We start from the raw sequence: 24,477 nt of genomic DNA on the forward strand, positions 1-24,477 counted from the left end.
CCACATTGGTTTCCTGTACGACTTGAACCCGATAGTCACTCGGCGCATCTTTATCACTTGTGCAATACAAGCATAAGGAACCGCCATGTTCGATATCAGCACGTTCCCCAAAGCCGATGCCGTCCGCCAGGCTGCGCAACTGAGTCAGGACGACTACCAGCGCCTGTACCGCCAATCCATCGAGCAACCCGACATTTTCTGGGCCGAACAGGCCAAGCGTTTTCTCGATTGGTCGAGCCCTTGGCAAAGCGTCCGGCAATCGAATATCAAAACCGGCGCGGCACACTGGTTTGCCGGTGCTCAACTCAACGTCAGCCATAACTGCATCGACCGCCACCTCGCCCAACGCGGCGAACAGACCGCGATCATCTGGGAAGGCGACGACCCGGCCGAATCGCTGCACATCACCTACCAAAAACTTCATCACTGCGTTTGCCGTCTGGCCAACGTGCTGAAAAGCCGTGGCGTAAAAAAAGGCGACCGGGTGTGCATCTACATGCCAATGATCCCGGAAGCCGCCTACGCGATGCTCGCCTGCGCACGCATTGGCGCCGTGCACTCGGTGGTCTTTGGCGGGTTTTCCCCCGACTCCCTGCGTGACCGGATCCTCGACGCGGACTGCCGCACGGTGATCACCGCCGATGAAGGGGTACGTGGCGGTAAATATGTACCGCTCAAACAGAACGTCGACAAAGCCCTGCTCAGTTGCCCGGCCGTCAGCACCGTGGTGGTGGTCGAACACACTCAGGGCGAAGTCAATTGGGTCGAGGGCCGCGACCTCTGGTATCACCAGGCCCTGCGCGACGTCAGCGACGACTGCCCGCCAGAGCCGATGGACGCCGAAGACCCGCTGTTCATCCTTTACACCTCCGGCAGTACCGGTAAACCCAAAGGCGTGCTGCACACCACTGGCGGCTATCTGCTGCAAGCGGCGATGACCTTCAAGTACGTGTTCGACTACCGCGACGGCGAAGTCTTCTGGTGCACCGCCGACGTCGGCTGGGTCACCGGCCACAGCTACATCGTCTATGGGCCGCTGGCCAATGGCGCGACCACCCTGATTTTCGAGGGCGTGCCAAGCTACCCGAACAGCTCGCGGTTCTGGCAGGTCATCGACAAGCATCAGGTGAACATCTTCTACACCGCACCCACCGCCTTGCGGGCCCTGATGCGCGAAGGCCTGGAGCCGTTGAAAGACAGCTCGCGCGCCAGTTTGCGGCTGCTGGGCAGCGTCGGCGAGCCGATCAACCCGGAAGCCTGGGACTGGTATTTCAACGCGGTCGGCGAGCAGCGCTGCCCGATTGTCGACACCTGGTGGCAGACCGAAACCGGCGGCATCATGCTCAGCCCGCTGGTCAGCTCACAACGAATCAAACCCGGTTGCGCGACCCAACCGATGTTCGGCGTGCAACCGGTATTGCTCGATGAGCACGGCAAGGAAATCAGCGGCGCCGGCAGTGGCGTACTGGCGATCAAGGCCAGCTGGCCGGGGCAAATCCGCAGCGTCTACGGCGACCCGCAACGGATGGTCGACACCTATTTCAAACCCTATGCCGGTTACTACTTCACCGGTGACGGCGCGCGACGCGATGAAGATGGCGATTACTGGATCACCGGACGCATCGATGATGTGATCAACGTCTCCGGGCACCGCATCGGCACCGCCGAAGTTGAAAGCGCACTGGTGCTGCATGACAGCATCGCCGAGGCTGCGGTGGTCGGTTATCCCCACGACCTCAAGGGTCAGGGCATCTACGCCTTTGTCACACCGATGAACGGCATCGAACCCAGCGACGCATTGAAGAAAGAACTGCTGGCCCACGTCAGCCAGGAAATCGGCAGTTTCGCCAAACCCGATCTGATCCAATGGGCACCGGCCTTGCCGAAAACCCGTTCGGGCAAGATCATGCGGCGCATCCTGCGCAAGATCGCCTGCAATGAGCTCGACAGCCTGGGTGACACTTCGACCCTGGCCGACCCCAGTGTGGTCGCAGGGCTGATCGACAAGCGCCTGAACCAATGATCTGTTCACCCAAGCGCGGCCGCTGGCCGCGCACTTTTTAAATGCCGTAGCCACAGAGTTGTCATGGAATTCATCCGTAGCCGTATCGAAACCCAGATCATGAGCCTGTCCGGCCTTTCGCTGGGCAAGCTCGACCTGGAAAACCCCAAGGGCGATCCCGGGCTCTTCGGCCCCGATTCGGTGAGCTGGCAAGTGCATGGCGACTTCAGCAGTATGCTCATCGGCGGCATCAGCGCCTTGATGCTGCAAGCCCTGCACCCGCTGGCGCTGGCCGGGGTCTGGGACCACTCGAACTTCCGTGAAGACATGCTCGGCCGACTGCGCCGCACCGGGCAGTTCATCTCCGGCACCACCTTCGGTTCGCGTCAGGACGCCGAGTGGCTGATCGAGAAAGTGCGCACCATTCACCTGCAAGTGGTCGGTACCGCACCCGATGGGCGCCCTTACGCCGCCAGCGATCCGGAGCTGCTGACCTGGGTCCATGTGGCCGAGGTCAGCAACTTCCTCGCTGCGCATTTGCGCTACCGCAATCCGGATCTTTCACCCACCGATCAGGATCGCTACTACAGCGAGATCGCCTTGGTCGCCAAGCGACTGGGCGCCCGCGATGTTCCGCGCTCACGGCGGGAAATCAGCGAGTACCTTGAGCGAGTTCGCCCACAACTGCTGTGCGATGAACGCAGCCGCGAAGTGCTGCGGTTGCTCCTCGCTGCACCGTCACCCAGCCGTCTGGCCAGGCCCTTTGGTGGGCTGATGATGCAAGCGGGCATCGACCTGCTGCCCGACTGGGCCAGTGACATGCTCGGTGTCCACCAGAATCCGCTGCAACGCAAACTGATTCGCGCCAGCGTCAATCGCAGTGCACCGATGCTGCGCTGGGCGGTGCGCAATGGTTCGGTGCAGCGGGCCAAGCGGCGGATGGGCCTGCCAGGCTGAAAAAGAGCTTAAGAGCATCGCGAGCAAGCTCGCTCCCACACTGGATTGTGTTGTACGCAAAATATAGAACCAACAAAGATCTCCTGTGGGAGCGAGCTTGCTCGCGATGGCAGCACCTCGGTCCCGCGCCAAGCTGTTAAACTCTCGCGCCAAATTCCCCAGCAAGGCGCGTCCATGTCTTCCTTGAATCAGGCGCTGTGCGCCGCCCTCGATCATCGCCAAGACTTGCTCGCTACTCTGCACTCGCAAGGCACCGACTGCTATCGGCTGTTTCATGGCAGCCAGGAAGGTGCCGGCGGCCTGACTGTCGACCGTTACGGCCCGCAACTGCTGGTCCAGAGCTTTCACCAGTCGCTGGAACGCGATGACTTGCTCGCGCTGCACGCGATCATCAACCAGCATCTCGGCCTGGACACCCTGCTGGTCTATAACGACCGCTCGCGGGGTAACTCGCGCATCGATCGCGAAGACACGGTCTACCGCGCCGATGAGGCCGCACTTGCCGACATGGTCGGCCACGAATGGGGCCTGAACTACCGGGTCCGTGCTCGCCACGCCGGGCAGGACCCGCTGCTGTTTCTCGACCTGCGCAACGCCCGCGGCTGGGTCAAGGACCACAGCGCCGGCAAAAGCGTGCTGAACCTGTTCGCCTACACCTGCGGCGTCGGCCTTTGCGCCGCGGCTGGTGGGGCACGCGAGGTGTGCAATCTGGATTTCGCCGAGGGCAACCTGGCCGTCGGCCGCGAGAACGGCCAGCTCAACCCGCAACTGCCGACCATGCAGTTCGTACAGTCCGATTACTTCCCGGCCATCCGCCAACTCGCCGGCCTGCCGATCAGTCAGCGCCGCGGGCAGAAACTGCCCAGTTACCCGCGCCTGGAACAGCGTCAATACGACCTGGTCCTGCTTGATCCGCCAGCCTGGGCCAAGAGTGCATTCGGCACCGTCGATCTGTTGCGCGACTATCAGAGCCTGCTCAAGCCGGCGCTGTTGACCACCGCCGAGGACGGCGTGCTGATCTGCTGTAACAACCTGGCAAAAGTCAGCATGAATGACTGGCGTGAGCAGGTGCTGCGCTGTGCAGAAAAAGCCGGGCGCCCGGTGCGTGACTGGAAAGTGCTGACACCCGGCAGCGACTTTCCGTCGATGGATCAGCAGCCGCCGCTGAAAACCCTGATCCTGCAACTCTGAGCTCTCTCGAAAAAACCAGACAATTGCTGTTCAAGGTGATTGCTTCGGAACCAGAATCGCATGCCATACTCCAAGGCACTCCCGATTCCGATAGTTGAAGCCGAACATGCCCAAAGGATTGATTCGCGCCATCGGCGCCTTGTTGATTGCCGTCGCCCTTTACAGCTTGTTGGGGTTTCTGATTTTACCGGGCATCGCCTTGCGGATCGCCAATCAACAATTGGCCAACTACGCGGCGGTGCCTGCGCACATTCAACGGATCGAACTCAATCCTTTCAGTCTTGAACTGACCGTGTGGGGCCTGAACATCGGCGAGCCGGGTAAGGAACAGATCGCCTTCGAGCGCCTGTACGCCAACCTGCAGATCGATAGCCTCTGGACCCGCGCACTGCACCTGATTGATGTACAGCTGGACAAGCCGAAAACCGAGATTCTGTTCAACAAGGACGGCAGCCTGAACCTCACGCAATTGTTCAAGTTGCCAGCCAGTGAGCCGACGCCCACTGACCCGAACGCCAAACCCTTCCCACTGCGCATCGACCACATCAATCTGGCCGGTGGTAATGTGCACTTCCAGGACCTGCGCCCGAGCGAGCCGATCGAATTCCTGTACGACACGCTCAATCTGGAGTTGAACAACCTCAGTACCCTGCCCGACGACAACGCCGCCATGACCCTCGTCGCAGCTGGCCCGGCGGGTGGCCGGATCGACTGGACCGGCCACATCAGCCTGGTGCCCATCAGCTCCGAAGGCACACTGAAAGTCACCGACGGCAAAATGAAATCCTGGTGGCCTTACGTGCGTGACGCATTGCCGCTGGTGCTCGAAGACGGAACGCTGAACCTGAGCACCGATTACAAGTTCAACCTGACGCAGGGAACCGAACTGCTGCTGAACAACGCCTCGGTCAGCGTTGCTCCGTTCGCCATCAAGGCCCCGGATGGCCGGCCGCTGGTGCGCCTCGAACGTCTGGACGTCAGCGAGACCACGGTCGATCTGGTCAAGCAACAAGTGATCGTCGGCAAGATCCGCAGCCAGAAGCTCGAAACCTGGGCCGCCCGTGAAGCCGATGGCCAGCTCGACTGGCAGAAACTCTTCGCCAGCCAACCGGCCAAACCGGCCACAAAACCCGAGTCAACCAAGGCCCCGGCGGCGGCCGACTCACCGCAACCAAAACCCGATCCAGCAGTGCCGAGCAAGCCTTGGCAAGTGCTGCTCAAGGATGTCGAGCTGCGCAACTATCAAGTGCACTTGGCCGACCGTCAGGCCCAACCGGCGGTGGCACTGGAGCTCGGCCCGCTAAACGTCGACGTGAAGAATTTCGATAGCCTCAATGGCTCGCCGTTCTCCCTCAAAGTCGATACCGGCCTGGGCAAGCAGGGCAAGATTCTTGCGGACGGCGAGGTCAACCTTGCGCCGATCAGCGCCAAGCTCAAGGTCCAGACCAAAGACATCGACCTGCGCGTCGCCCAGTCCTATATCAATCCGTTCATTCGTCTGGAGTTGCGCTCCGGGATGCTCGGCAGTGACCTGGCGGTTGACCTGAAAAGCACCGACCCATTGGCGTTCAGCGTCACCGGCCGCGCTCAGGTCGATCAACTGCACACCCTCGACACCCTGAAAACCCGCGACTTCCTCAAGTGGCAGCAAGTGGTGGTCGAAGGCCTGAATTACCAACACGGCGACAGCCTGTCGATCGACAAGATCAACCTGCAACAGCCGTATGTGCGCTTCATGATCAACGATGACCGCACCACCAACATCAATGACCTGCTGATCCCGCAATCGCCCGACAACGGCAGTAAAACCGCCGCCGCGAAACCTGCTGCAAGCAAAGACAAGCCACTGGGTATCCACATCGGCGCGATTGCGATCAACGACGGTTCGGCGAACTTCGCCGACTTCAGCCTGACACCAAACTTCGCCACCGCGGTTCAACAGCTCAACGGCCAGATCGGCACTATCGACAGCCGCCAGGTCAAACCCGCCGCCGTCGACATCAAAGGCAAAGTCGACCGCTACGCCCCGGTGACTATCAAGGGCAGTGTCACCCCGTTCGACCCGATGACCGCGCTGGATATCGCCACCAGTTTCAAACGCGTTGAACTGACCACTCTGACTCCCTACTCCGGCAAATTCGCCGGCTATCGGATTCGCAAAGGCCGGCTCAATCTCGACCTGCACTACCAGATCGTCAAAGGCCAGTTGAAAGCCGAAAACAAGGTGGTGGTGGAGCAACTGCAATTGGGCGAAAAAGTCGACAGCCCGGACGCCGTGAGCCTGCCGCTGAAGCTGGCCATCGCCTTGCTCAAGGACAGCGATGGCAAAATCTCTATTGATCTGCCGATAACAGGCGATCTGAACAACCCGCAATTCAGCATCATGCCGATCATCTGGCAAACCCTGCGCAACCTGATCGTGCGCGCGGCCGAGGCGCCCTTCAAGCTCATTGGCGGGCTGGTCAACGGCAGTGGGGCCGAGGACCTGGGCAGCGTGTCGTTCGCACCCGGCTCAAGCGAGCTGGGCAAGAACGCCGAGTCGGCGCTCGATACCCTGGCCAAAGCGCTCAAGGAACGTCCGGCCCTGCGCCTGGAAATCGAAGGCACCGCCGCCGAGAAAAGCGATGGTCCCTTGATTGCCGAACAGCGGCTGGAACGTGAATACCAGTACAACTACTACAAAATGCTCCAGCGTCGCGGCGACAAAGTCCCTGCGCAAGCCTCGTTGCTGGAAGTCCCGGAGAAAGAAAAAGGTCCGTTGCTGGAAGCCATCTACCGCACGCGCCTGAAAACCCAGCCACCGGCCGAATGGACGCAATTGGGCAAAGAGGAACGCACCGCCAAACTGCGCGAAGGCGTGATCAAGTTCTGGTCTTCAGACACTGCGCTGCTACGCCAACTGGGTCAGGATCGCGCCAGCACCATCAAGGACTACCTGGTCGACAAAGCCCAGCTGGCCGATGACCGGGTGTATTTCGTTGACGCTAACCTGGGCGAGCCCGAAAGCGATGGCCGAGTCGTCACGCCCATGCACCTGGACGCGGAGTAAGCATGAATAGCCGATTGCTGATCAGCCTGGCACTGGCGTTCTTCGCCAGCCAGGTGCAGGCCCAGACCGATACCTTGCGCTGCGGCAGTCAGTTGATCAGCCTCGGCGATCGCACAGGTGAAGTACTGCACAAATGTGGCGAGCCGGTTGCGCGTGATGCGCTGGGCTACAAACGCAGCGCCAATCGCCGGGAAGAAGTCCCGGTTGAGGAATGGACCTACGGTCCGAACAGCGGCATGTACCAATACCTGCGCTTTGAAGGCAACCGCCTCGTACGGATCACCAGCAAACGCGGTAGCTGAAGTTACGACTATCCCATGTGCCAATGTGCCAATGTGCCAATGTGGGAGCGAGCTTGCTCGCGATAGCTGACCAACATTCAACATAGAGGTTGAATGGAGAGTTGCCATCGCGAGCAAGCTCGCTCCCACATGGGTTCTACAGCGCTCTCAAGATTCCCTTCTCCCGGCTCAGGAAACCCTGGTTCTTACTGGGTCATCAGGCCATCAGCCGATACGGCTTTGACGCCTTTGATTTTCTTGGTGATAGCGACGGCCATATCTTTCTGAGACTTGGTCACGGCTACTTTCGACGATAGAGAAACTACGCCTTTGTTGGTTTCGACTTTGATGTCGGTGCCAGGAATCCCCTTCTCGGTGACCAGATCGCTTTTCACTTTAGTGGTGATCCAGGTATCGGAAGTCGCTTCCTCGGCCTTGGTCATTTCACCGGCAGCCACCACCATCGGCGACTGTGTGGTTTGAGTGGTCTGCGCAAATGCAGCGTTGGCCATGGTCAGGGTCAGAACGGTTGCAGCGGCGGCAGCGATAGCGAACGTCTTCATACGAGTAACTCCTGTTCTTCCAGAAAGTCTGCTGCATGCCTTCTCAGCAGGGTTAACAGAGATAGTGCGAAGCCTGTGCCAACTTCCCGCAACCAAATAAGTCTATACAAATCAATAAATTACAAAAAAATCAAACCCCTGGAATCATGCAAAATGCATGACCCGGGCATTGTCGACATGCAAGTTGCGGGTTTTATCGATTGACCGCGGGCCCATCGAACAGTGAAAAAAAATGCCTCGCGTCCGTAGAGGCGAGGCATTGATTGATGCGAGATCAGGCGCCAGTGCAACCCTTCGGCGCGTAGTCCTGCAAGGCAGTGGTCGCGCAGGACCAGCCGTTTGTAGCATCACGAGTCAGAGTGATGGTTTTACTCAACACAGGCGCTGGCGCATTCACCAGCGTGCACACAATGGTGCCGGCCCCTGTGGCTGCAGTGCCTGTCACCACCAGAGTGCAATTGCTGGTCGCCGCAGCGCCGCCAGGCCCCACGTTCGCCGTGGTCGGCGCAGTCCCTTGATTGATCACATCCTCATACGGAACCTTCATCGCCGAAATCTCGGCCAGTCCGGCGGTGAGCTTGGCCCGCGCCTGATACTTGGAATACATCGGCAACGCGAACGTCGCCAGAATGCCGATGATCGCCACCACGATCAGCAGCTCGATGAGGGTAAAACCTTTTTGATTATTCATATGAACAGGCTCCTTGCATGAGGCGAAATCTCATGTCCTGAACCAGTCACAGCACAGCACGTGCCAAAACCAGCGCCCCCTGTTTACAGGGTGTCAGATCGGTAAATGTCCGGCACCTACCCCGAGGAACCGCACTATCTGACATTTTTTGTCACCTCAAGAGTGCTGGTGGGGTTCCATCCGTTGACTAGGCTATAAGTCTGAACTGTCCGTGGCTGGTATTCGAATGAATGACATCAACCTCAGCGGCCTGGCCAAGCAATTGGTGCTGGCCGAACTGCTCACTGACCAAAGCGCGCATCAGGCGGATCAGCAAGCCCACCGCAATCGCATTTCCCTGGTCAGCTATCTGGTACAGAACAAACTGGTGAGCAGTCGCCAGGTTGCGGAAATTGCCTCAGAGCATTTCGGCGTCGCCTTCCTCGACCTCAACTGTCTCGACAAAGACTCCCAGCCCAAAGACCTGGTCAGCGAAAAGCTGATTCGCCAGCACCACGCCCTGCCGCTCTGGCGGCGCGGCAATAAACTGTTCGTGGGCATTTCCGACCCGAGCAATCAACAGGCGATCAACGACATCCAGTTCAGCACCGGCCTCACCACCGAAGCGATCCTGGTCGAAGACGACAAGCTCAGCGACGCCATCGACAAATTCTTCGACAGCCACAGCACGGGCCTGGAAGACATGGCCGATGTCGATCTCGACGGTCTGGACATCGAAGCCGTCGACGACCAGCGCCAGGACGCTGTCACCGGCCAGGACTCCGACGATGCCCCGGTGGTGCGCTTCGTCAACAAGATGCTGCTGGACGCAATCAAGGGCGGCTCCTCGGACCTGCATTTCGAACCCTACGAAAAAACCTATCGGGTGCGGGTACGGACCGACGGCATGCTGCGCGAAGTCGCCAGACCGCCGATTCAACTGGCCAACCGCATCGCCGCACGCCTGAAAGTGATGGCCAGCCTGGACATTTCGGAGCGCCGAAAACCCCAGGATGGGCGGCTCAAGATGCGCCTGTCGAAAAGCAAATCCATCGATTTTCGGGTCAACACCCTGCCAACGTTGTGGGGCGAAAAAATCGTGATCCGGATTCTCGACCCCTCCAGCGCACAGATGGGTATCGATGCGCTGGGTTACGAGCCCGCCCAGAAAGACCTGTACATGGCGGCGCTCAAGCAACCTCAGGGGCTGATTCTGGTCACCGGACCGACCGGCTCGGGGAAAACCGTGTCGCTGTACACCGGGCTGAATATCCTCAATACCGTCGACATCAATATCTCTACCGCCGAAGACCCGGTGGAGATCAACATGGAAGGCATCAACCAGGTCAACGTCAATCCCAGGCAGGGCCTGGATTTCGCTCAGGCGCTACGCTCATTTCTGCGCCAGGACCCGGACGTGATCATGGTCGGCGAGATCCGCGACCTGGAAACCGCCGAAATTGCGATCAAGGCTGCGCAAACCGGGCACCTGGTGCTTTCCACCCTGCACACCAACAGCGCGGCTGAAACCCTGACCCGCCTGCACAACATGGGCATCCCGGGGTTCAACATCGCCACCGCCGTGCACTTGATCATTGCCCAGCGCCTGGCTCGCAAGCTGTGCAGCCACTGCAAAAAACCCCTCTCGATTCCCGACGAAACACTGATCAAGGAAGGTTTCCCACGGGAACGCATCGGCTCCTTCACGATCTACGAACCCGTCGGTTGCGATCACTGCAACAACGGTTACAAAGGACGAGTCGGTATTTATGAAGTGGTGAAAAACACCCCTGAGCTGCAACGGCTGATCATGGCTGAAGGCAACTCTCTGGAAATCGATACGCAGATGCGCAAGGACGGCTTCAACGACCTGCGCACCTCGGGCCTGCTCAAGGCCATGCAGGGCGTCACCAGCCTTGAAGAAATCAACCGGGTCACCAAGGATTGAGTCATGGCGGTCAAAGCAATCAAGGTCAATCTGTACGCCTGGGAAGGCACCGACAAGAAAGGCAGCAAAATAGCCGGCGAGCTCAGCGGTCATAACCCGGCCTTGATCAAGGCGCAGCTACGCAAACAAGGCATCAACCCGAGCAAAGTGCGGAAAAAAAACACCTCGCTGTTCGGTTCCGGCAAACGTATCACGGCGCTGGACATTGCCCTCTTCACCCGGCAAATGGCGACCATGATGAAAGCCGGCGTGCCCTTGCTACAGTCGTTTGACATCATCAGCGAAGGCTTCGATAACCTGAACATGCGCAAGCTGGTGGAAGAGGTGAAACAGGAAGTCGCCGCCGGCAACAGTTTCGCCGCCGCGCTGCGTAAAAAACCGCAGTACTTCGATGAACTCTACTGCAACCTGGTCGACGCGGGCGAGCAGGCCGGCGCCCTCGACACGCTGTTGGAGCGGGTTGCGACCTACAAGGAAAAAAGCGAAAGCCTCAAGGCCAAGATCAAAAAAGCCATGACCTATCCGCTGGCCGTGGTCTTTGTCGCGATCATCGTCACCGGCATTCTGCTGGTCAAAGTGGTCCCGCAGTTTCAGTCGGTGTTTTCCGGATTTGGCGCAGAACTCCCGGCTTTCACCGTGATGGTGATCGGCTTGTCCGAGTTCATGCAGGCATGGTGGTGGCTGTTGCTGGGCGGTCTGATCGTCGGGCTTCTGGGCTTTCGTCATGCGTTTAAACGTTCACAACGTTTTCGTGACTGGCTGGACACTCATCTGCTGAAAATGCCGATCGTCGGCACACTGCTCTACAAATCGGCGGTGGCCCGTTATGCCCGCACATTGTCGACCACCTTCGCCGCGGGCGTACCTTTGGTCGAAGCGCTGGATTCGGTGGCGGGCGCCACTGGCAATATCGTGTTCAAACGGGCGGTCTTGCGCATCAGGCAAGATGTCTCCACAGGCATGCAGTTGAACTTCTCGATGCGCACCAGCGGGGTTTTTCCCAACATGGCAGTTCAAATGGCGGCCATTGGCGAAGAATCCGGCGCACTGGATGACATGCTCGACAAGGTTGCGACCTACTATGAAGCTGAAGTCGACAATATGGTCGACAGCCTGACCAGCCTGTTGGAACCGTTCATTATGGTCGTGCTCGGCGTCATTGTCGGCGGGCTGGTGGTTGCCATGTACCTGCCCATTTTCCAACTCGGCTCGGCGATTTGAACATGCCCTTGAGTGAATTTATGGCCGGTTACCCGCTGGCGTTTGTTGTCACTGCGCTGGTGCTCGGGCTGGTGATCGGCAGTTTTCTCAATGTGGTGGTCTGGCGCCTGCCGAAAATGCTTGAGGGCGACTGGCGGCAACAAGCCCTGGATGTACTGGGTTTACCGCCCGAAGCACCGGGTCCGACCTACAACCTGATGCTGCCGCATTCACACTGCCCGCATTGCGCTCATCGAATCCGCGCTTGGGAAAACATTCCGCTGCTCAGTTACCTGGCACTGCGCGGCCGCTGCTCAAATTGCAAAGCGCCAATCAGCGCCCGCTACCCCTTGACCGAACTGGCCTGCGGCGTGCTCTCGGCATTCGTCGCCTGGCACTTCGGTTTCGGCTGGCAGGCGGCGTGGGTGCTGGTCTTGAGTTGGGGGTTGCTGGCGATGTGTCTGATCGACGCCGACCACCAATTACTGCCGGATGTGCTGGTATTGCCATTGCTGTGGCTGGGTTTGATCGTCAACAGCTTCGAGCTTTTCGTGCCTTTGCAGGCGGCAATGTGGGGCGCCGTGGCCGGCTACCTGCTGCTGTGGTCGGTGTATTGGCTGTTCAAACTGATGACCGGCAAGGAAGGTATCGGTCACGGCGACTTCAAGCTCCTGGCGCTGCTCGGGGCCTGGGGCGGTTGGCAGACTCTGCCGCTGACGGTCCTGCTTTCTTCGCTGGTGGGCGCCGTGGGCGGAGTGATTTTGCTGCGCCTGAAAGACGCCAACACCTCGACGCCGATCCCCTTCGGACCCTATCTGGCAATTGCCGGCTGGATTGCCTTGCTCTGGGGTGGTCAAATAACCGGCTTCTATTGGCAGTTTGTCGGTTTCAAATGAATACCCCTGTGGAAAAACCCTGGATTCTCGGCCTGACCGGTGGCATCGGCAGCGGCAAAAGCGCGGCGGCCCAGCACTTCATCGATCTGGGTGTGCATGCGGTGGATGCCGATCATGCCGCACGCTGGGTGGTCGAACCCGGTCGCCCGGCGCTGGCGCAGATTGCCGAGCACTTCGGTGCCGGCGTGCTGCAAGCCGATGGCCAATTGAATCGCGCGGCACTGCGCAAGCTGATCTTTGAAGTCCCCGAAGAACGCCGCTGGCTCGAAGCGTTGCTGCATCCGCTGATCGCTCAGGAAATCGCCGCGCACCTGGCACGCGCACAATCACCTTATGCGATTCTGGTGTCGCCGCTGTTGATCGAGTCCGGGCAGTACAAAATGACCCAGCGAGTGCTGGTGATCGACGCACCGGAACACTTACAGATCGAACGAACCTTGCAGCGCGACCAGACCAGCGAACAGCAGGTCCAGGCGATCCTCAAGGCCCAGTCCAGCCGTCAGGACCGCCTCAGCCATGCCGACGATGTGGTGGTCAACGACCGCGACCTCGCCTGGCTGCACAGCGAGGTCGAACGCCTGCATCACTTTTACCTTACTTTGCGTGGAGGCCAGTCATGAGCCAAACCCCAACCGTCGAATGCCCGACTTGCGGCGCCCCTGTTGAATGGACCCCCGACAACAAATTCCGGCCGTTTTGCTCGGACCGCTGCAAACTGATCGATCTGGGCGCCTGGGCCTCGGAAGAACACAAGATCCCGGTCAGCCCCGACTCTGAAGACGAGTTGTTCTCGGAGGACTTCGACCCGCGCCACTGATCCCCAGCATCAGGGCCGCATGAACCCGTAGTCCTGGCTGTCATCGAGATTCTCCGCCAGAAACTGCAACTCATCGGCCAGATCCTCGACACTGCGTACGCCCTTGCTCTGTTGCACCACCGCACTGAGCAAGGCACGCAGGCTCAACCCCGGTTCAAACCCCGCCTCATGCGCCGACTCCAGACTGTTGCGCAATTCCTGCCTTGCCCATTCGTAAACGCTCATGCCACTGCTCCTGAGGATTTTCCAGAGCATGGAATCGCAGCCGATTCGAGCATTTGATATGGATCAAGGCTTGTCGTCATCCTTCCACGGCGCCGACAAATAACGCGTGCGGTTGAAGGTCTCCAGCCACTCGGGACAGAACACCACCAGCGAACTGATCACCATGCCGTTGATAAACGCCTCGGGGAAAATGATCAGCCACAGGTAACCGACAAAATCCTCCAGCCATTCCGGCATCGCAAAACGCTCGTCGAACCACAACAGCCCCAGCCCCACCAGCAGGCAGAGCAACGCCGAAAGCCCGGCGGCCAAAAAGCCCGAGCAAAAGATATACACAAAGGGATTACGCGGTTGCGCCCGCTCCACCAGGATCGCGCAGCCTTCTGTGACCAGCACCGGCAACAGAATCAGCAATGCGCCATTAACCCCCATTGCGGCCAGGTCTTGACGCCCGAGCAGCACCAGTCCCACCTGCGCCACCAGCCCGCCGACAATCGCCAACGGCCAGTCCAGCAGTAACGTCACCGCCGTCATGCCGATGATGTGATAGGACACGCCGGTGTCGAAGTCCCGGCGCACCAGCCAGAGGACGAACAGCGCGAACACCGTACCGAACAGCAAATGCTGACGCCGACTGTCGGTGAACAACTCGACCCACGGTGCTCGGGCAGCGGCCCAGATCAGCACCGGCACGTAGATCAGCCAGCCGACTGTGAGGGTTTCGGTAGACAGCAGTTCGGCACTGATCATCGCGCCAGGCACTCCCACGCGCACAACGGCACAAAACCCGGTAACCCTGCTGAGCAGATGTTCACTTCAGACTCCTTGTCGAACCGAAACAAGTCCTCAGTCTACACCGCCCTGCGCACGCCCTTCGACCTCAGGCCCAGTGGCGTGGATCGCTCATCACTGCCTCATGCTCGGCGAACAGCCGCGGTAACTCGGCCTTGAGAAAGTCCACCCAGGTTCGGACCTTCGCATCAAGAAAGCGCCGCGACGGGTACAGCGCGTAGACATTGCGCTCACGCGGGCGATAGGTCGGCAGCAGGCGCAGCAACGTACCGTCGCTCAACGGCCGCGTCGCGGTATAAAACGGCAACAGACTGACCCCCATCCCCGCCTCGGAAGCCTTGACCATCGACTCGGCAACATTGCACTGAAACGTCTTCGCCGGGCTGACGGCATGCTCACCCTCCTCGTCATGGAACACCCATTGATCGCTGTACAACGGATCGAGCATGCGCAGGCAGCGATGATCGTTCAGTGCCTGCGGGTTACCTGGCACACCCTGGCGTTGCAGGTAGTCCGGGGAGGCGCACGGCACGCTGTAAATCTGCCCGACGACCTGGGCGACAAACTGCGAGTCGGCCAGCTCATGGGCAATCGAAATCACCACGTCATGGCCTCCTTCCAGCGGATCCGGATTGCGTTGCGACAAGGTCAGCTCGAACACCACATCAGGATAGCGTTCGGTGTATCGAGCGATCAGCGGCGTGATCAGCACACCCAGGCCATGCATGCTGTGAACCCGCAACCGACCGCTGGGCTTGAGATGAGCGCCACGTGCTTCGGCCGTAGCCTCTTCCATCTCTTCGAGTATTTGCCGACTGCGCAGCAAAAAGCGCTCGCCGGCCTCGGTCAGGCTCAAGCGCCGGGTGGTGCGTTGCAGCAGACGCGCCTGCACATGCAGCTCCAGATCCGCGACCAATCGGGACACTTGCGCGGTCGAGAGTTCGAGTGCGTCGGCGGCGGCGGTAAAGCTGCCGCTGTCCACCACGCGGACAAACACCCGCAAGTTGTTGAGCAGATCCATAGGCCCTCCTCAGGCACTGACTGTTGCGTTACACGTAAGGCTGCATCAGGCGTTTGCCCCTTTATCGGTAGCGGGCAAGGCATAGACTTCAAGCATCGGAACCCACACGGAGCACACAAAAATGAAAACCTTGATCAGCCTGTTTCTGACCGTTGTCGCCACTTCCGCCATGGCCGCCGGCAACGAACCCACCACCCCGTACAACCCGGCGCAACCACTGGACATCGCCAAGGTGGTATCAGTGACAAACACCGCCACCGCGTGCGACGTCGTGCCGGCGACCATGGTCTACATCGATCATCAAGGCCAGACCCATCGCGTGACTTACCAGGTCATGGGCAGTTGCACGAGCGACCTGTGATCACTCGCGTAGCGCACGACTCATACGACCATCCGTTTCGCCTGCAAGGCCAGATCATGCAGCCCGGCCAAGCGCGCCATGATGCGCTCGACCACTTCGACCCGGGCCAGCGCACCACTTTGCAGTTCGCCCATCGAGTGCAGCGCCACTTCGGCCTTTTCCAGCCCCAAACGCGTTGAACCGGCCAACTGCTCGATACCTTGGCGCGCATGCTCGGCGGACTGTTCCAGGCCCGTCGCGATCTGCCTGATCTGCGCACTGGAATCCGCCGCCTGACGTGACAAATTGCGCACTTCGTCCGCCACCACTGCAAAGCCTCGGCCATGGCTGCCTGCCCGTGCCGCCTCGATGGCGGCGTTCAACGCCAGCAGATTGGTCTGGCGGGAAATGTCCTGAATGCTGCCGACAATCGCACCGATGCGCATCGACTGACCGCCAAGCTCATCGAACACTTGATCGAGACGCTGCATGTAGAGGTTCAGGTCCCCCAGCACACTGGCTGAAGACTGCATGCTCAGCGCACTCGCCTTCACCCGCTCGCCGGCCGTGCGCGCCAGTTGATTGGCAAAACGCATGTCTTCCTCGGTTTGCAGCACCGACTCGGTCAATTGCTCCAGCGTGAGGTGCACAATCGCACCGGGCCATTCGCGCTCGGGTTGCACTGCCGGGGTCGGGGGCTCGATCAGCACCACGCTCGGCACGGGAACTTCAGACTCAAGCGGCGGCGTCACTGTCACCGGTGGCTGTCGACGATACAGCGCCGCAGCGAACAGCAATGCGAGGTTGATCCCGCCAGCCAGCAGCAGCCGCTCGTTATCGCCCCAGGCCAACATCACAGCGCCCACGCCAGCACTCATCAACAACAAACCCGCACCGATCATGCGCGGCCCGCGTTCTTGCGCGCCCGTCATAGCAGCGTCCAGGTGTAACTGAGGATCAAGCGGTTTTCGTCGATATCACTGCGGTAGTTGGAACGCGCCATGGCGTTGCGCACGCGTATCCCGAGGCCTTTGAGGGTGCCGCTCTGCAGCACATAACCGAGATCGATATCGCGCTCGCGGTCCTTGCCTTCGAAACCCTTGCCGGTGTCGACGTTATTGCCGGTGATGTAACGCACAGTGCTGGTCAGCCCCGGCACCCCGAAGGCGGCGAAGTCGTAGTCATAGCGCGCCTGCCAGGAGCGTTCGTCGGTGTAGGCGAACTCGTAGGTCGGTACCTCGTTGCCCAGCGGCGCGATGTTGGCGAAGACCCGTGGGAAGGCGCTGTCGCCATACATCCCCTGATAACCGACATAGAACGTATGCCCGCCACGCTTGGCCGACAGCAGGGAGAAGAACGCGCGGTTGTCGATGGTACCCAGCAGTTTTTTGCCGTCCTCACGGGAGTCGTAGTAGCCCAGGTTGGCGCCCAGGGTCCAGTCGCCCAACGGTTCGCTGTGCTTGAGACCGAGGAAGCGCTGGTTGTAGATATCTTCCAGTTGCCCGTACCAGACGCTGACCGAGGTACGTTTGTCATTGAAGGCGTAATCGGCGCCCGCAAAGTTGAAACCGTCACTACTGACCTGGCGCTGTGGCACATGGCCGAGCATCGCCTGCATCTTTTGCTCGCCAGATTCATTGCGCAGGCTGGTCGAACTCAGATGCCCAGCCTGCAACGTCAGGCCGTTGATCTCGCTGGAGCTGATGCTCGCCCCTTGGTAGCTCGGCGGCAGCAAGCGAATATCGCTGAAAGCCAGCACCGGCAGGTTGGGTTGCAACTCACCGACCTTCAACTCGGTCCTGGAGTAACGCAGCTTCAACGCGCCGGCCAGACGACTGTAATCATCCGCCGCGCGCCCATCGCTCTGTACCGGCAACAGCCCGGTATTGACCCGGTCCGGACTGCTGTCGAGCTTGAGGCCGAGCAAGCCGATGACATCCACACCGACACCGACGGTGCCTTGGGTGTAACCGGATTTGACGTTAAGGATAAAGCCTTGGGCCCACTCTTCGGCCTTCGACTGTTTGTTGGCCCCGACGATGTCGGAGAAGTCCCGGCTGAAGTAGTAATTGCGCGCCTGCAAGGTGGCGCTGGTGTCTTCGATAAAGCCGCCCTCGGCGGCCATCAGGCCACTGGAAAAAACCGGGACGACCGCCAGGGACACCACTGAACCGAGTGTGGGGAGAGTCTGTTTCATCGTTTTTCTCTTATTGTTATTGATCGACAGGTTGGCGTGCGCCACCCGCAGCATTGCGATGCGGGTGGTGGGAGTCAGACGCTGGTTGGCGCCAGTCTCGAGGTGACGCCTTTGCTGCTGCGCTGGCGGCTGATGGCAAACACGACCATGGCGATGGCGGCGACCGCCCCCGGCAGGGCGAACGCCATGAAGTTCAGTTGCAGCGGCAGACTGATCCCCAGTAACGCACCGCCCAATAGCGGGCCGACGATGGCCCCGTTGCGGCCGATACCCGAGGCCCAGCCCAAACCGGTGGAACGAATGGCCATGGAATAGAACTGCGCGGCGCAGGCGTACAACAGAATCTGCGAGCCGATCGTGGTAGCACCGGCAATCGCAATCAGCAGGTAGAGCACCGGCGTCGGGCTGTTGAAGCCGAGCAAGGTGATCGATACGGCAGCGATGGCGAAGAACACCGCCAAGACCCTCGGCAGGTTGAGTTTGTCACCCAACACGCCGCCGCCGACCGCGCCGAAGATGGCACCGAAGTTCAGTACCAGCAGGAATGACAGACTCGAACCCAGGCTATAACCGGCGTTGGCCATCAGTTTCGGCAGCCAGGAGCTCAAGGCATACACCATCAACAGGCAGCAGAAAAACGCCAGCCACAACATCAACGTGCGCATCGCCCGGCCTTCACGAAACAGCTGTAAAACCGGGGTGCCGCGGCCTTTTACTTCGGTCATGTGCAGTTGATCGGTGGCTTGCGCAACATAAGCCGGGTCAACCCGTTGGAGAACCTTGCGCGCCTGTTCATTGCGGCCCTGACGCAGCATGAAGCCCACCGACTCGGGCAAGAAGTACATGATCAGCGGCAACAACAGCAACGGTACAATCGCCACATAAAACACCGACTGCCAGCCAAAGCTCGGGATCAGCACGATGCCCAGCCCGGCCGAGAGCATGCCGCCCACCGAGTAGCCGCTGAACATGATCGCCACCAGGGTGCTGCGGATTCTTTTCGGCGCGTACTCGTTCATTAGCGCCACCACGTTGGGCATCACCCCGCCAATCCCCAGTCCGGCAATGAACCGGCAAATACCAAATTCAGTGGGGTTGCCGGCAAAACCATTGAGCACGGTAAAACCGCTGAAGAGCATCACGCACAGGGTGATGGCTTTTTTACGGCCGATTTTGTCCGACAGCGGGCCGAAAAACAGTGCCCCGAACATCATGCCAAACAGTGCATAACTGCCTAATGCACCTGCCTGCAGAGGACTCAGCCCCCAGTCCTTCATCAGCATCGGCAGCACCACGCCGTAGATCACCAGATCGTAACCATCGAAGATGATGATCAGGGCACACCAGCACAGCACCCTCCAGTGGAAGCGGTTGAAGCGGGCGTTGTCGATAACTTCATGTACGTCGATCGTGCGCATGGCATCTTTCTCTTGTTGTTATTTTTTTAAGAGCATCGGTAACGCGGTAAGCGTCCGTGCAGCCGAGGGTAGGGATGCCAGGCGCGCAGCAATATCCGCTTTGCGCAGATCGCTATCCGTTTTGTGCAGTGCCCTGAACCGGGCTTTGGAGGAGGATCGCCGGATGAATGCAACGATGAAGACTCGGGAAAGTTTTCCTCTCCGACAAACTGTCTTCTTTGCGATCGCATTTGAACGCTAAGCTTGGCCTATGGATGACTCAGATTATTTGCGCCTGCTGACCATCGCGGCCGAGCAAGCCAACGCGTTCCTTTCCAATGCCCGCAAATGGGAGCGTGAGCGTTGGGTTTGCCAACGCCTGCTGCAAGGCTTGAACATTCCCTACCGTGTCGACGAGTTCAGCCCTGCCGGTGAACCGCCGGACGTACTGTTTCGCGAGGCGAACTTCGAAGTGTTCTTCGTACTCGACGAAGGCCGACGACTCAATGACGAGTGGCGCGACGAATTGCAACGCCGGCGCAGTGCCTTCTCCCTGAGCCAACTGGTGCGCCGCGAAGCCAAGCCCAGGCGTATTCCAGCCAACGAGTTCTTGCTGAGACTGGCACCGACCTTGCGCAAAAAAGCGCACAACTACAAAGAACGTGGCATGGACCTCGGTGAACTGGACATCATCGCTTTCGCCAGCCTCAAGCGCGAAGTGCTCGACCTCAACAGCCACTTTCCACCGCCCACCGAGTACCTGCGCCAGGGGTGGCGCTCGCTGTCACTGGTGGGCCCGACCTTCGCCCGGGTGCTGTTTGCCCATCCCGATGCACCGGACTTTTTACGCGGTAATCTGGGACGCAGCATCCTCTTCGACGTCGGGATCAGCCTGTGAACCCACGACAGCAATTGTTGGCGCCCCCGCTGTAGCTTCTATACATTTAGCAACGTCTACCTGACGAGGCCCTATTATGACCAGCCGCCTGAAACCCGACGACCAGCAGCATGTCGAAGAGTATCTGCAACTGTCCCAGAACCGAGTCGAGCGCCGGCCTTTCCGGCCGTGGATGCTCCTCGTGGTGGTATTGGCAGTGACCATTGGCCTGGGCCTTGTGAGCCGACTTATCAGTTACCTGACGCTATGAGCTGCGTGGCGCTCGCTCGGGTAATTGCACCGATTTCCTTTAGCCTTGCGAGATATCCCCATGACTCATCGTATTGTCATCGTTGGCGGCGGCGCCGGCGGTCTGGAGTTGGCTACCCGTCTGGGTAAGACTCTGGGCAAGCGTGGCACGGCCAGTGTGATGCTGGTCGACGCGAACCTGACGCACATCTGGAAACCGCTGTTGCATGAAGTGGCGGCCGGTTCCCTGAACTCTTCCGAAGACGAACTCAACTATGTCGCCCAGGCAAAATGGAACCACTTCGAGTTCCAGCTGGGGCGCATGAGCGGGCTCGATCGCGCCCAGAAGAAAATCCAGCTGGCGGCTACCTACGATGAAAATGGCCTGGAACTGGTGCCGGCACGCGAGGTGGCTTACGACTCGCTGGTGATTTCGGTCGGTAGCACCACCAACGATTTCGGCACTCAGGGTGCGGCGCAACACTGCCTGTTCCTCGATACCCGCAAACAGGCCGAGCGCTTCCACCAGCAGTTGCTCAACCACTACCTGCGCGCCCACGCCGGGCAATCCGATGCGGTGCAACAGATCAGCGTGGCCATCGTCGGCGCGGGCGCCACCGGCGTTGAACTGGCAGCGGAACTGCACAATGCGGCCCACGAACTGGCGGCGTACGGCCTGGACCGGATTCTGCCGGAAAACATGCACATCACCCTGATCGAAGCCGGCCCACGGGTGCTACCTGCGCTGCCGGAGCGGATCGGTGGCCCTGTGCATAAAACCCTGGAGAAACTCGGGGTCAAGGTGCTGACCAACGCAGCAGTCAGTGAAGTCACTGCCGATGCGCTGATCACTGCCAGCGGCCAGGAGATCAAGGCCAGCCTGAAAGTCTGGGCTGCCGGGATCCGCGCACCGGGTTTCCTCAAAGACATCGATGGCCTGGAAACCAACCGGATCAACCAGCTGCAAGTGCTGCCGACCCTGCAAACCACCCGCGACGAAAACATTTTCGCCTTCGGTGACTGCGCGGCCTGCCCGCAACCGGGCACCGATCGCAACGTACCGCCACGTGCGCAAGCCGCACACCAACAAGCCTCGCTGCTGGCCAAATCGTTGAAACTGCGCATCGAAGGCAAGCCGTTGCCGACGTACAAGTACACCGATTACGGTTCCCTGATCTCGCTGTCGCGTTTTTCGGCTGTGGGTAACTTGATGGGCAACCTGACCGGTAGCGTAATGCTCGAAGGCTGGCTGGCGCGGATGTTTTACGTGTCGTTGTACCGCATGCACCAGGTCGCGCTTTACGGCCCGTTCCGCACGGCGATGCTGATGCTGGGGAGCAAGATTGGCCGCGGCACTGAACCACGTCTGAAGCTGCACTGACAAAGCCAATAATGTGGGAGCGAGCTTGCTCGCGATAGCGGACTATCAGTTAACCCAAGTGTTGACTGACCTGCCGCCATCGCGAGCAAGCTCGCTCCCACATTTTTTATCGCTCAAATTTACACCTGAAAGCGCCGCACCATTCCCTGCAACGCGTTGGCCAGTTTCGACAGTTCATGGCTGGAAGCGCTGGTCTGATCCGCACCCGCCGCAGAACGCACCGACAAATCCCGGATGTTCAGCAGATTTCGATCCACTTCCCGCGCCACTTGCGCCTGCTCTTCAGCCGCACTGGCGATCACCAGATTGCGCTCGTGAATTTCATGTACCGACGCGGTGATGGTTTGCAGGGCTTCGCCCGCCCGCTCGGCCAGTAGCCGCGTACTGGTGGCACGGGAGGCGCTGGCCTGCATCGACTCGAGCGCCAGGCTCGAGCCATTGCGCATGCCCTGCACCATCTGCTCGATTTCCTGGGTCGACTGTTGCGTGCGATGCGCAAGCGCGCGTACTTCATCGGCCACTACCGCAAAGCCTCGCCCACTCTCCCCCGCCCGTGCAGCTTCGATCGCTGCATTGAGCGCCAACAAGTTGGTTTGCTCGGCAATGGCGCGAATCACATCCAGCACCTTGCCGATGTCTTGCGATTGGTTGGCCAACGACTGCACCAGTTCACCGGTATGCTGCACATCGCTGGCCAGGGCGCTGATGGCACTCGCGGTTTCACTGACCCGCTCCTGACCCAGATGCGCCGACTCACTGGACTGGCGGGTCGCATCGGAAGTCGACACCGCGTTGCGCGCAACTTCTTCCACGGCGGTGGTCATTTCGTTGACGGCGGTCGCCGCCTGTTCGATCTCGTTATTCTGCTGCTGCAGGCCCTGAGTGCTGTCGAGCGTTACCGCGTTCAACTCATCCGCTGCCGTGGCCAATTGCGTGGCCGAAGCGCTGATGCCTTGCAGGGTTTCCCGCAGGTTCTGCTGCATGGTCGCCAGCGCCTTGAGCAATCGGCTGACTTCGTCGTTGCCTTGGGTTTCGATCGGCTGGGTCAGGTCACCCCGCGCCACGTTTTCGGCTGCATTCAGGGCTTCGCTCAGAGGGCGCACGATGCTGCGGGTCAGCAACATGGCGAGTCCGATGGTTGCCAGAGCGGCCAGACCGATGAACAGGCTGACAATCAGGCGCGAGGTTTGGTAATGCGCTGCGGAGTTCTGGCTTTCAGTGGCGACCTGTTTGGCGAACAGTTCTGCCAGGTCATTGAGCTGCTTGCCGGAACCGTCGACCACGGTTTTCATGTCGACCAGCAGCAGCTTGGTCAGCTCGTCACGCCGACCTTGCTCGGCCAGGACAAAGGACTGGGCGATGCCCGAACGATAGGCAGTGAAGGTATTTTTGAACTGGTCATACAACCCTTTGCCTTCGGCAGTGGTGACCAGCTTGTCATAGGCGGCGATCTTGTCGCTCAGTTCCTTGTCGCGGGTGTCCATCTGGCTGCGGTACTGCGCAATGTTCTTCAGATCCGGATCCAGGGCCATGCGCAGGGAAATGGTACGGATGCGCAACATGATCTCGCGGATCTCGTCGCCGCCACGAATGCTCGGCAGCCACTGGTTCTCTACCGCGACCTCACTGTCGCGAATGCTCGACATCTGTCCCAGTGCGAACACGCCGAGCAAGGCAACCAGCACCGCAATAAGGGCAAACCCCAACGCTGCACGAGGAGCGATATTCAACTGACGAAGCAACATAACGAGCGCCCTTTTTCTTGTTGTGGCTTGAGTAAAGGGGCGTTACTGCCGCAGTCCCCCGTCAGCTCGTTATCGGCAGGTTGTACGATGACTTGAAGACAACAGGCATTTTTCAGCAGGCAAAAAAAATCCCCGTATCTTTCGATACGAGGACTTTTAATATGGTCGGGGTAAGGGGATTCGAACTCCTGACATCCTGCTCCCAAAGCAGGCGCGCTACCGGACTGCGCTATACCCCGGTAAAAAAAAGGCACCCTTTAAAAGAGCGCCTTCTTCGATCAGTGCTTTTGGCCTCTGATCTTAAGATTCGATTCCAGCGCTAACTGGTTTCAAAAATGGTGGGTCGTGTGGGATTCGAACCTACGACCAATTGGTTAAAAGCCAACTGCTCTACCAACTGAGCTAACGACCCAAAAATGGTCGGGGTAAGGGGATTCGAACTCCTGACATCCTGCTCCCAAAGCAGGCGCGCTACCGGACTGCGCTATACCCCGGTTTGAAATTGGCTCCGTGACCAGGACTCGAACCTGGGACCCAATGATTAACAGTCATTTGCTCTACCGACTGAGCTATCACGGAACTACACATTTCAATTTACAACTGTGAAGCTTGCTTCACCTCTTCGACCCGTTCGCATCGCTGCGTTCGTGTGTCTGAGGCGCGCTATTCTACAATCTTA

General features: G+C 59.5%; 22 protein-coding genes, 4 tRNA genes and 1 pseudogene. 14 read left to right on the plus strand and 13 right to left on the minus strand.

All coding sequences use genetic code 11. From position 1 onward, the window contains the following. Positions 1-85: 85 nt before the first annotated feature. From acs to AC1DIG_RS24835, 5 genes are all read left to right on the plus strand, one after another. Complete coding sequence (acs, locus tag AC1DIG_RS24815; protein ID WP_477769427.1) at positions 86-2,023, plus strand: acetate--CoA ligase; 1,938 nt, start codon at positions 86-88, stop codon at positions 2,021-2,023. A 63-nt stretch (positions 2,024-2,086) separates the two neighbouring features. Beyond that, the gene (locus AC1DIG_RS24820; protein WP_477769428.1) at positions 2,087-2,959 is read left to right on the plus strand and encodes an oxygenase MpaB family protein; all 873 of its coding nucleotides are present in this window, start codon (positions 2,087-2,089) and stop codon (positions 2,957-2,959) included. Positions 2,960-3,133: 174 nt separating this feature from the next. Then, a complete protein-coding gene (locus tag AC1DIG_RS24825; protein ID WP_477769429.1) occupies positions 3,134-4,150 on the plus strand; it encodes a class I SAM-dependent rRNA methyltransferase in 1,017 nt (338 codons plus the stop codon). A 106-nt stretch (positions 4,151-4,256) separates the two neighbouring features. Beyond that, on the plus strand, positions 4,257-7,199 hold the full coding sequence (locus AC1DIG_RS24830) for a DUF748 domain-containing protein (RefSeq protein ID WP_477769430.1): 2,943 nt from the start codon (positions 4,257-4,259) through the stop codon (positions 7,197-7,199). A 2-nt stretch (positions 7,200-7,201) separates the two neighbouring features. Continuing rightward, positions 7,202-7,501, plus strand: a complete 300-nt coding sequence (locus AC1DIG_RS24835) for a DUF2845 domain-containing protein (protein ID WP_477769431.1) — start codon at positions 7,202-7,204, stop codon at positions 7,499-7,501. A 185-nt stretch (positions 7,502-7,686) separates the two neighbouring features. On the opposite strand, the gene AC1DIG_RS24840 is transcribed toward AC1DIG_RS24835, so the two are convergent. Then, positions 7,687-8,043, minus strand: a complete 357-nt coding sequence (locus AC1DIG_RS24840; RefSeq protein WP_019691657.1) for a BON domain-containing protein — start codon at positions 8,041-8,043, stop codon at positions 7,687-7,689. 274 nt (positions 8,044-8,317) lie between these two features. Beyond that, the gene (locus AC1DIG_RS24845; protein ID WP_477769432.1) at positions 8,318-8,734 is read right to left on the minus strand and encodes a pilin; all 417 of its coding nucleotides are present in this window, start codon (positions 8,732-8,734) and stop codon (positions 8,318-8,320) included. 226 nt (positions 8,735-8,960) lie between these two features. On the opposite strand from AC1DIG_RS24845, the gene pilB reads away from it, so the two are divergent. Genes pilB through yacG form a run of 5 tightly spaced genes read left to right on the plus strand, consistent with a single transcriptional unit; the run spans position 8,961 to position 13,574 of the window. Continuing rightward, positions 8,961-10,661, plus strand: coding sequence for a type IV-A pilus assembly ATPase PilB (gene pilB / locus AC1DIG_RS24850; RefSeq protein WP_477769433.1), 1,701 nt, complete (start codon positions 8,961-8,963; stop codon positions 10,659-10,661). 3 nt (positions 10,662-10,664) lie between these two features. Beyond that, positions 10,665-11,882 (plus strand): type II secretion system F family protein, encoded by a 1,218-nt coding sequence (locus AC1DIG_RS24855; RefSeq protein WP_477769434.1) that lies wholly within the window; start codon positions 10,665-10,667, stop codon positions 11,880-11,882. A gap of 2 nt (positions 11,883-11,884) precedes the next feature. Further along, positions 11,885-12,757 carry a prepilin peptidase gene (locus AC1DIG_RS24860; protein WP_477769435.1) on the plus strand — a complete coding sequence of 291 codons (873 nt, stop codon included), beginning with the start codon at positions 11,885-11,887 and terminating at the stop codon, positions 12,755-12,757. Continuing rightward, the gene (gene coaE / locus AC1DIG_RS24865; protein WP_427532277.1) at positions 12,754-13,377 is read left to right on the plus strand and encodes a dephospho-CoA kinase; all 624 of its coding nucleotides are present in this window, start codon (positions 12,754-12,756) and stop codon (positions 13,375-13,377) included. Before AC1DIG_RS24860 ends, coaE begins: the two co-directional genes overlap by 4 nt. Further along, entirely contained in the window at positions 13,374-13,574 is a 201-nt protein-coding gene (gene yacG / locus AC1DIG_RS24870; protein ID WP_477769436.1) for a DNA gyrase inhibitor YacG, read from the plus strand. The genes coaE and yacG overlap by 4 nt, the downstream gene beginning before the upstream one ends. A gap of 9 nt (positions 13,575-13,583) precedes the next feature. On the opposite strand, the gene AC1DIG_RS24875 is transcribed toward yacG, so the two are convergent. The 3 genes from AC1DIG_RS24875 to AC1DIG_RS24885 all read right to left on the minus strand — a co-directional run bounded on the left by AC1DIG_RS24875 (position 13,584) and on the right by AC1DIG_RS24885 (position 15,612). Next, positions 13,584-13,799 (minus strand): hypothetical protein, encoded by a 216-nt coding sequence (locus AC1DIG_RS24875; protein ID WP_054595542.1) that lies wholly within the window; start codon positions 13,797-13,799, stop codon positions 13,584-13,586. Positions 13,800-13,862: 63 nt separating this feature from the next. Then, positions 13,863-14,549 (minus strand): energy-coupling factor ABC transporter permease, encoded by a 687-nt coding sequence (locus AC1DIG_RS24880; protein ID WP_477769437.1) that lies wholly within the window; start codon positions 14,547-14,549, stop codon positions 13,863-13,865. Between the two features lie 130 nt (positions 14,550-14,679). After that, positions 14,680-15,612, minus strand: coding sequence for a LysR family transcriptional regulator (locus AC1DIG_RS24885; protein ID WP_477769438.1), 933 nt, complete (start codon positions 15,610-15,612; stop codon positions 14,680-14,682). A gap of 121 nt (positions 15,613-15,733) precedes the next feature. On the opposite strand from AC1DIG_RS24885, the gene AC1DIG_RS24890 reads away from it, so the two are divergent. Continuing rightward, positions 15,734-15,973 (plus strand): DUF2790 domain-containing protein, encoded by a 240-nt coding sequence (locus tag AC1DIG_RS24890; RefSeq protein ID WP_477769439.1) that lies wholly within the window; start codon positions 15,734-15,736, stop codon positions 15,971-15,973. A 20-nt stretch (positions 15,974-15,993) separates the two neighbouring features. Here the strand turns inward: AC1DIG_RS24890 and AC1DIG_RS24895 are convergent. The 3 genes and pseudogenes from AC1DIG_RS24895 to AC1DIG_RS24905 form a co-directional block, all read right to left on the minus strand. Continuing rightward, positions 15,994-16,386: pseudogene (locus AC1DIG_RS24895) on the minus strand (methyl-accepting chemotaxis protein); the annotation flags it as partial. Positions 16,387-16,880: 494 nt separating this feature from the next. Continuing rightward, positions 16,881-18,149 carry an OprD family porin gene (locus tag AC1DIG_RS24900; protein WP_477769440.1) on the minus strand — a complete coding sequence of 423 codons (1,269 nt, stop codon included), beginning with the start codon at positions 18,147-18,149 and terminating at the stop codon, positions 16,881-16,883. A gap of 74 nt (positions 18,150-18,223) precedes the next feature. After that, positions 18,224-19,567 carry an aromatic acid/H+ symport family MFS transporter gene (locus AC1DIG_RS24905; RefSeq protein ID WP_477769441.1) on the minus strand — a complete coding sequence of 448 codons (1,344 nt, stop codon included), beginning with the start codon at positions 19,565-19,567 and terminating at the stop codon, positions 18,224-18,226. Between the two features lie 250 nt (positions 19,568-19,817). Here AC1DIG_RS24905 and AC1DIG_RS24910 point away from each other — a divergent pair, with 250 nt between their 5' ends. From AC1DIG_RS24910 to AC1DIG_RS24920, 3 genes are all read left to right on the plus strand, one after another. After that, positions 19,818-20,444, plus strand: coding sequence for a DUF1780 domain-containing protein (locus AC1DIG_RS24910; protein ID WP_477769442.1), 627 nt, complete (start codon positions 19,818-19,820; stop codon positions 20,442-20,444). A gap of 76 nt (positions 20,445-20,520) precedes the next feature. Beyond that, positions 20,521-20,694: a DUF3094 family protein gene (locus AC1DIG_RS24915; RefSeq protein WP_054595534.1), complete on the plus strand. Its 174-nt coding sequence runs from the start codon at positions 20,521-20,523 to the stop codon at positions 20,692-20,694. Between the two features lie 60 nt (positions 20,695-20,754). Then, positions 20,755-22,053 carry an NAD(P)/FAD-dependent oxidoreductase gene (locus AC1DIG_RS24920; protein WP_477769443.1) on the plus strand — a complete coding sequence of 433 codons (1,299 nt, stop codon included), beginning with the start codon at positions 20,755-20,757 and terminating at the stop codon, positions 22,051-22,053. Positions 22,054-22,172: 119 nt separating this feature from the next. On the opposite strand, the gene AC1DIG_RS24925 is transcribed toward AC1DIG_RS24920, so the two are convergent. The 5 genes from AC1DIG_RS24925 to AC1DIG_RS24945 form a co-directional block, all read right to left on the minus strand. Then, positions 22,173-23,798 carry a methyl-accepting chemotaxis protein gene (locus AC1DIG_RS24925; protein WP_477769444.1) on the minus strand — a complete coding sequence of 542 codons (1,626 nt, stop codon included), beginning with the start codon at positions 23,796-23,798 and terminating at the stop codon, positions 22,173-22,175. A 162-nt stretch (positions 23,799-23,960) separates the two neighbouring features. Then, positions 23,961-24,037, minus strand: a tRNA-Pro gene (locus AC1DIG_RS24930). A 97-nt stretch (positions 24,038-24,134) separates the two neighbouring features. Then, positions 24,135-24,210: transfer RNA gene (locus tag AC1DIG_RS24935), tRNA-Lys, on the minus strand. A gap of 5 nt (positions 24,211-24,215) precedes the next feature. Further along, positions 24,216-24,292 (minus strand) — tRNA-Pro (locus tag AC1DIG_RS24940). Positions 24,293-24,301: 9 nt separating this feature from the next. After that, positions 24,302-24,377 (minus strand) — tRNA-Asn (locus tag AC1DIG_RS24945). Positions 24,378-24,477 lie beyond the last annotated feature (100 nt).

This window comes from Pseudomonas sp. 05N431 (assembly GCF_056397005.1).

Bases quoted from the DNA above. Each gene is read 5' to 3' on its own strand.
- acs (WP_477769427.1), top strand. From the start codon at position 86: ATGTTCGATATCAGCACGTTCCCCAAAGCCGATGCCGTCCGCCAGGCT.
- AC1DIG_RS24820 (WP_477769428.1), top strand. From the start codon at position 2,087: ATGGAATTCATCCGTAGCCGTATCGAAACCCAGATCATGAGCCTGTCC.
- AC1DIG_RS24825 (WP_477769429.1), top strand. From the start codon at position 3,134: ATGTCTTCCTTGAATCAGGCGCTGTGCGCCGCCCTCGATCATCGCCAA.
- AC1DIG_RS24830 (WP_477769430.1), top strand. From the start codon at position 4,257: ATGCCCAAAGGATTGATTCGCGCCATCGGCGCCTTGTTGATTGCCGTC.
- AC1DIG_RS24835 (WP_477769431.1), top strand. From the start codon at position 7,202: ATGAATAGCCGATTGCTGATCAGCCTGGCACTGGCGTTCTTCGCCAGC.
- AC1DIG_RS24840 (WP_019691657.1), bottom strand. From the start codon at position 8,043: ATGAAGACGTTCGCTATCGCTGCCGCCGCTGCAACCGTTCTGACCCTG.
- AC1DIG_RS24845 (WP_477769432.1), bottom strand. From the start codon at position 8,734: ATGAATAATCAAAAAGGTTTTACCCTCATCGAGCTGCTGATCGTGGTG.
- pilB (WP_477769433.1), top strand. From the start codon at position 8,961: ATGAATGACATCAACCTCAGCGGCCTGGCCAAGCAATTGGTGCTGGCC.
- AC1DIG_RS24855 (WP_477769434.1), top strand. From the start codon at position 10,665: ATGGCGGTCAAAGCAATCAAGGTCAATCTGTACGCCTGGGAAGGCACC.
- AC1DIG_RS24860 (WP_477769435.1), top strand. From the start codon at position 11,885: ATGCCCTTGAGTGAATTTATGGCCGGTTACCCGCTGGCGTTTGTTGTC.
- coaE (WP_427532277.1), top strand. From the start codon at position 12,754: ATGAATACCCCTGTGGAAAAACCCTGGATTCTCGGCCTGACCGGTGGC.
- yacG (WP_477769436.1), top strand. From the start codon at position 13,374: ATGAGCCAAACCCCAACCGTCGAATGCCCGACTTGCGGCGCCCCTGTT.
- AC1DIG_RS24875 (WP_054595542.1), bottom strand. From the start codon at position 13,799: ATGAGCGTTTACGAATGGGCAAGGCAGGAATTGCGCAACAGTCTGGAG.
- AC1DIG_RS24880 (WP_477769437.1), bottom strand. From the start codon at position 14,549: ATGATCAGTGCCGAACTGCTGTCTACCGAAACCCTCACAGTCGGCTGG.
- AC1DIG_RS24885 (WP_477769438.1), bottom strand. From the start codon at position 15,612: ATGGATCTGCTCAACAACTTGCGGGTGTTTGTCCGCGTGGTGGACAGC.
- AC1DIG_RS24890 (WP_477769439.1), top strand. From the start codon at position 15,734: ATGAAAACCTTGATCAGCCTGTTTCTGACCGTTGTCGCCACTTCCGCC.
- AC1DIG_RS24900 (WP_477769440.1), bottom strand. From the start codon at position 18,149: ATGAAACAGACTCTCCCCACACTCGGTTCAGTGGTGTCCCTGGCGGTC.
- AC1DIG_RS24905 (WP_477769441.1), bottom strand. From the start codon at position 19,567: ATGCGCACGATCGACGTACATGAAGTTATCGACAACGCCCGCTTCAAC.
- AC1DIG_RS24910 (WP_477769442.1), top strand. From the start codon at position 19,818: ATGGATGACTCAGATTATTTGCGCCTGCTGACCATCGCGGCCGAGCAA.
- AC1DIG_RS24915 (WP_054595534.1), top strand. From the start codon at position 20,521: ATGACCAGCCGCCTGAAACCCGACGACCAGCAGCATGTCGAAGAGTAT.
- AC1DIG_RS24920 (WP_477769443.1), top strand. From the start codon at position 20,755: ATGACTCATCGTATTGTCATCGTTGGCGGCGGCGCCGGCGGTCTGGAG.
- AC1DIG_RS24925 (WP_477769444.1), bottom strand. From the start codon at position 23,798: ATGTTGCTTCGTCAGTTGAATATCGCTCCTCGTGCAGCGTTGGGGTTT.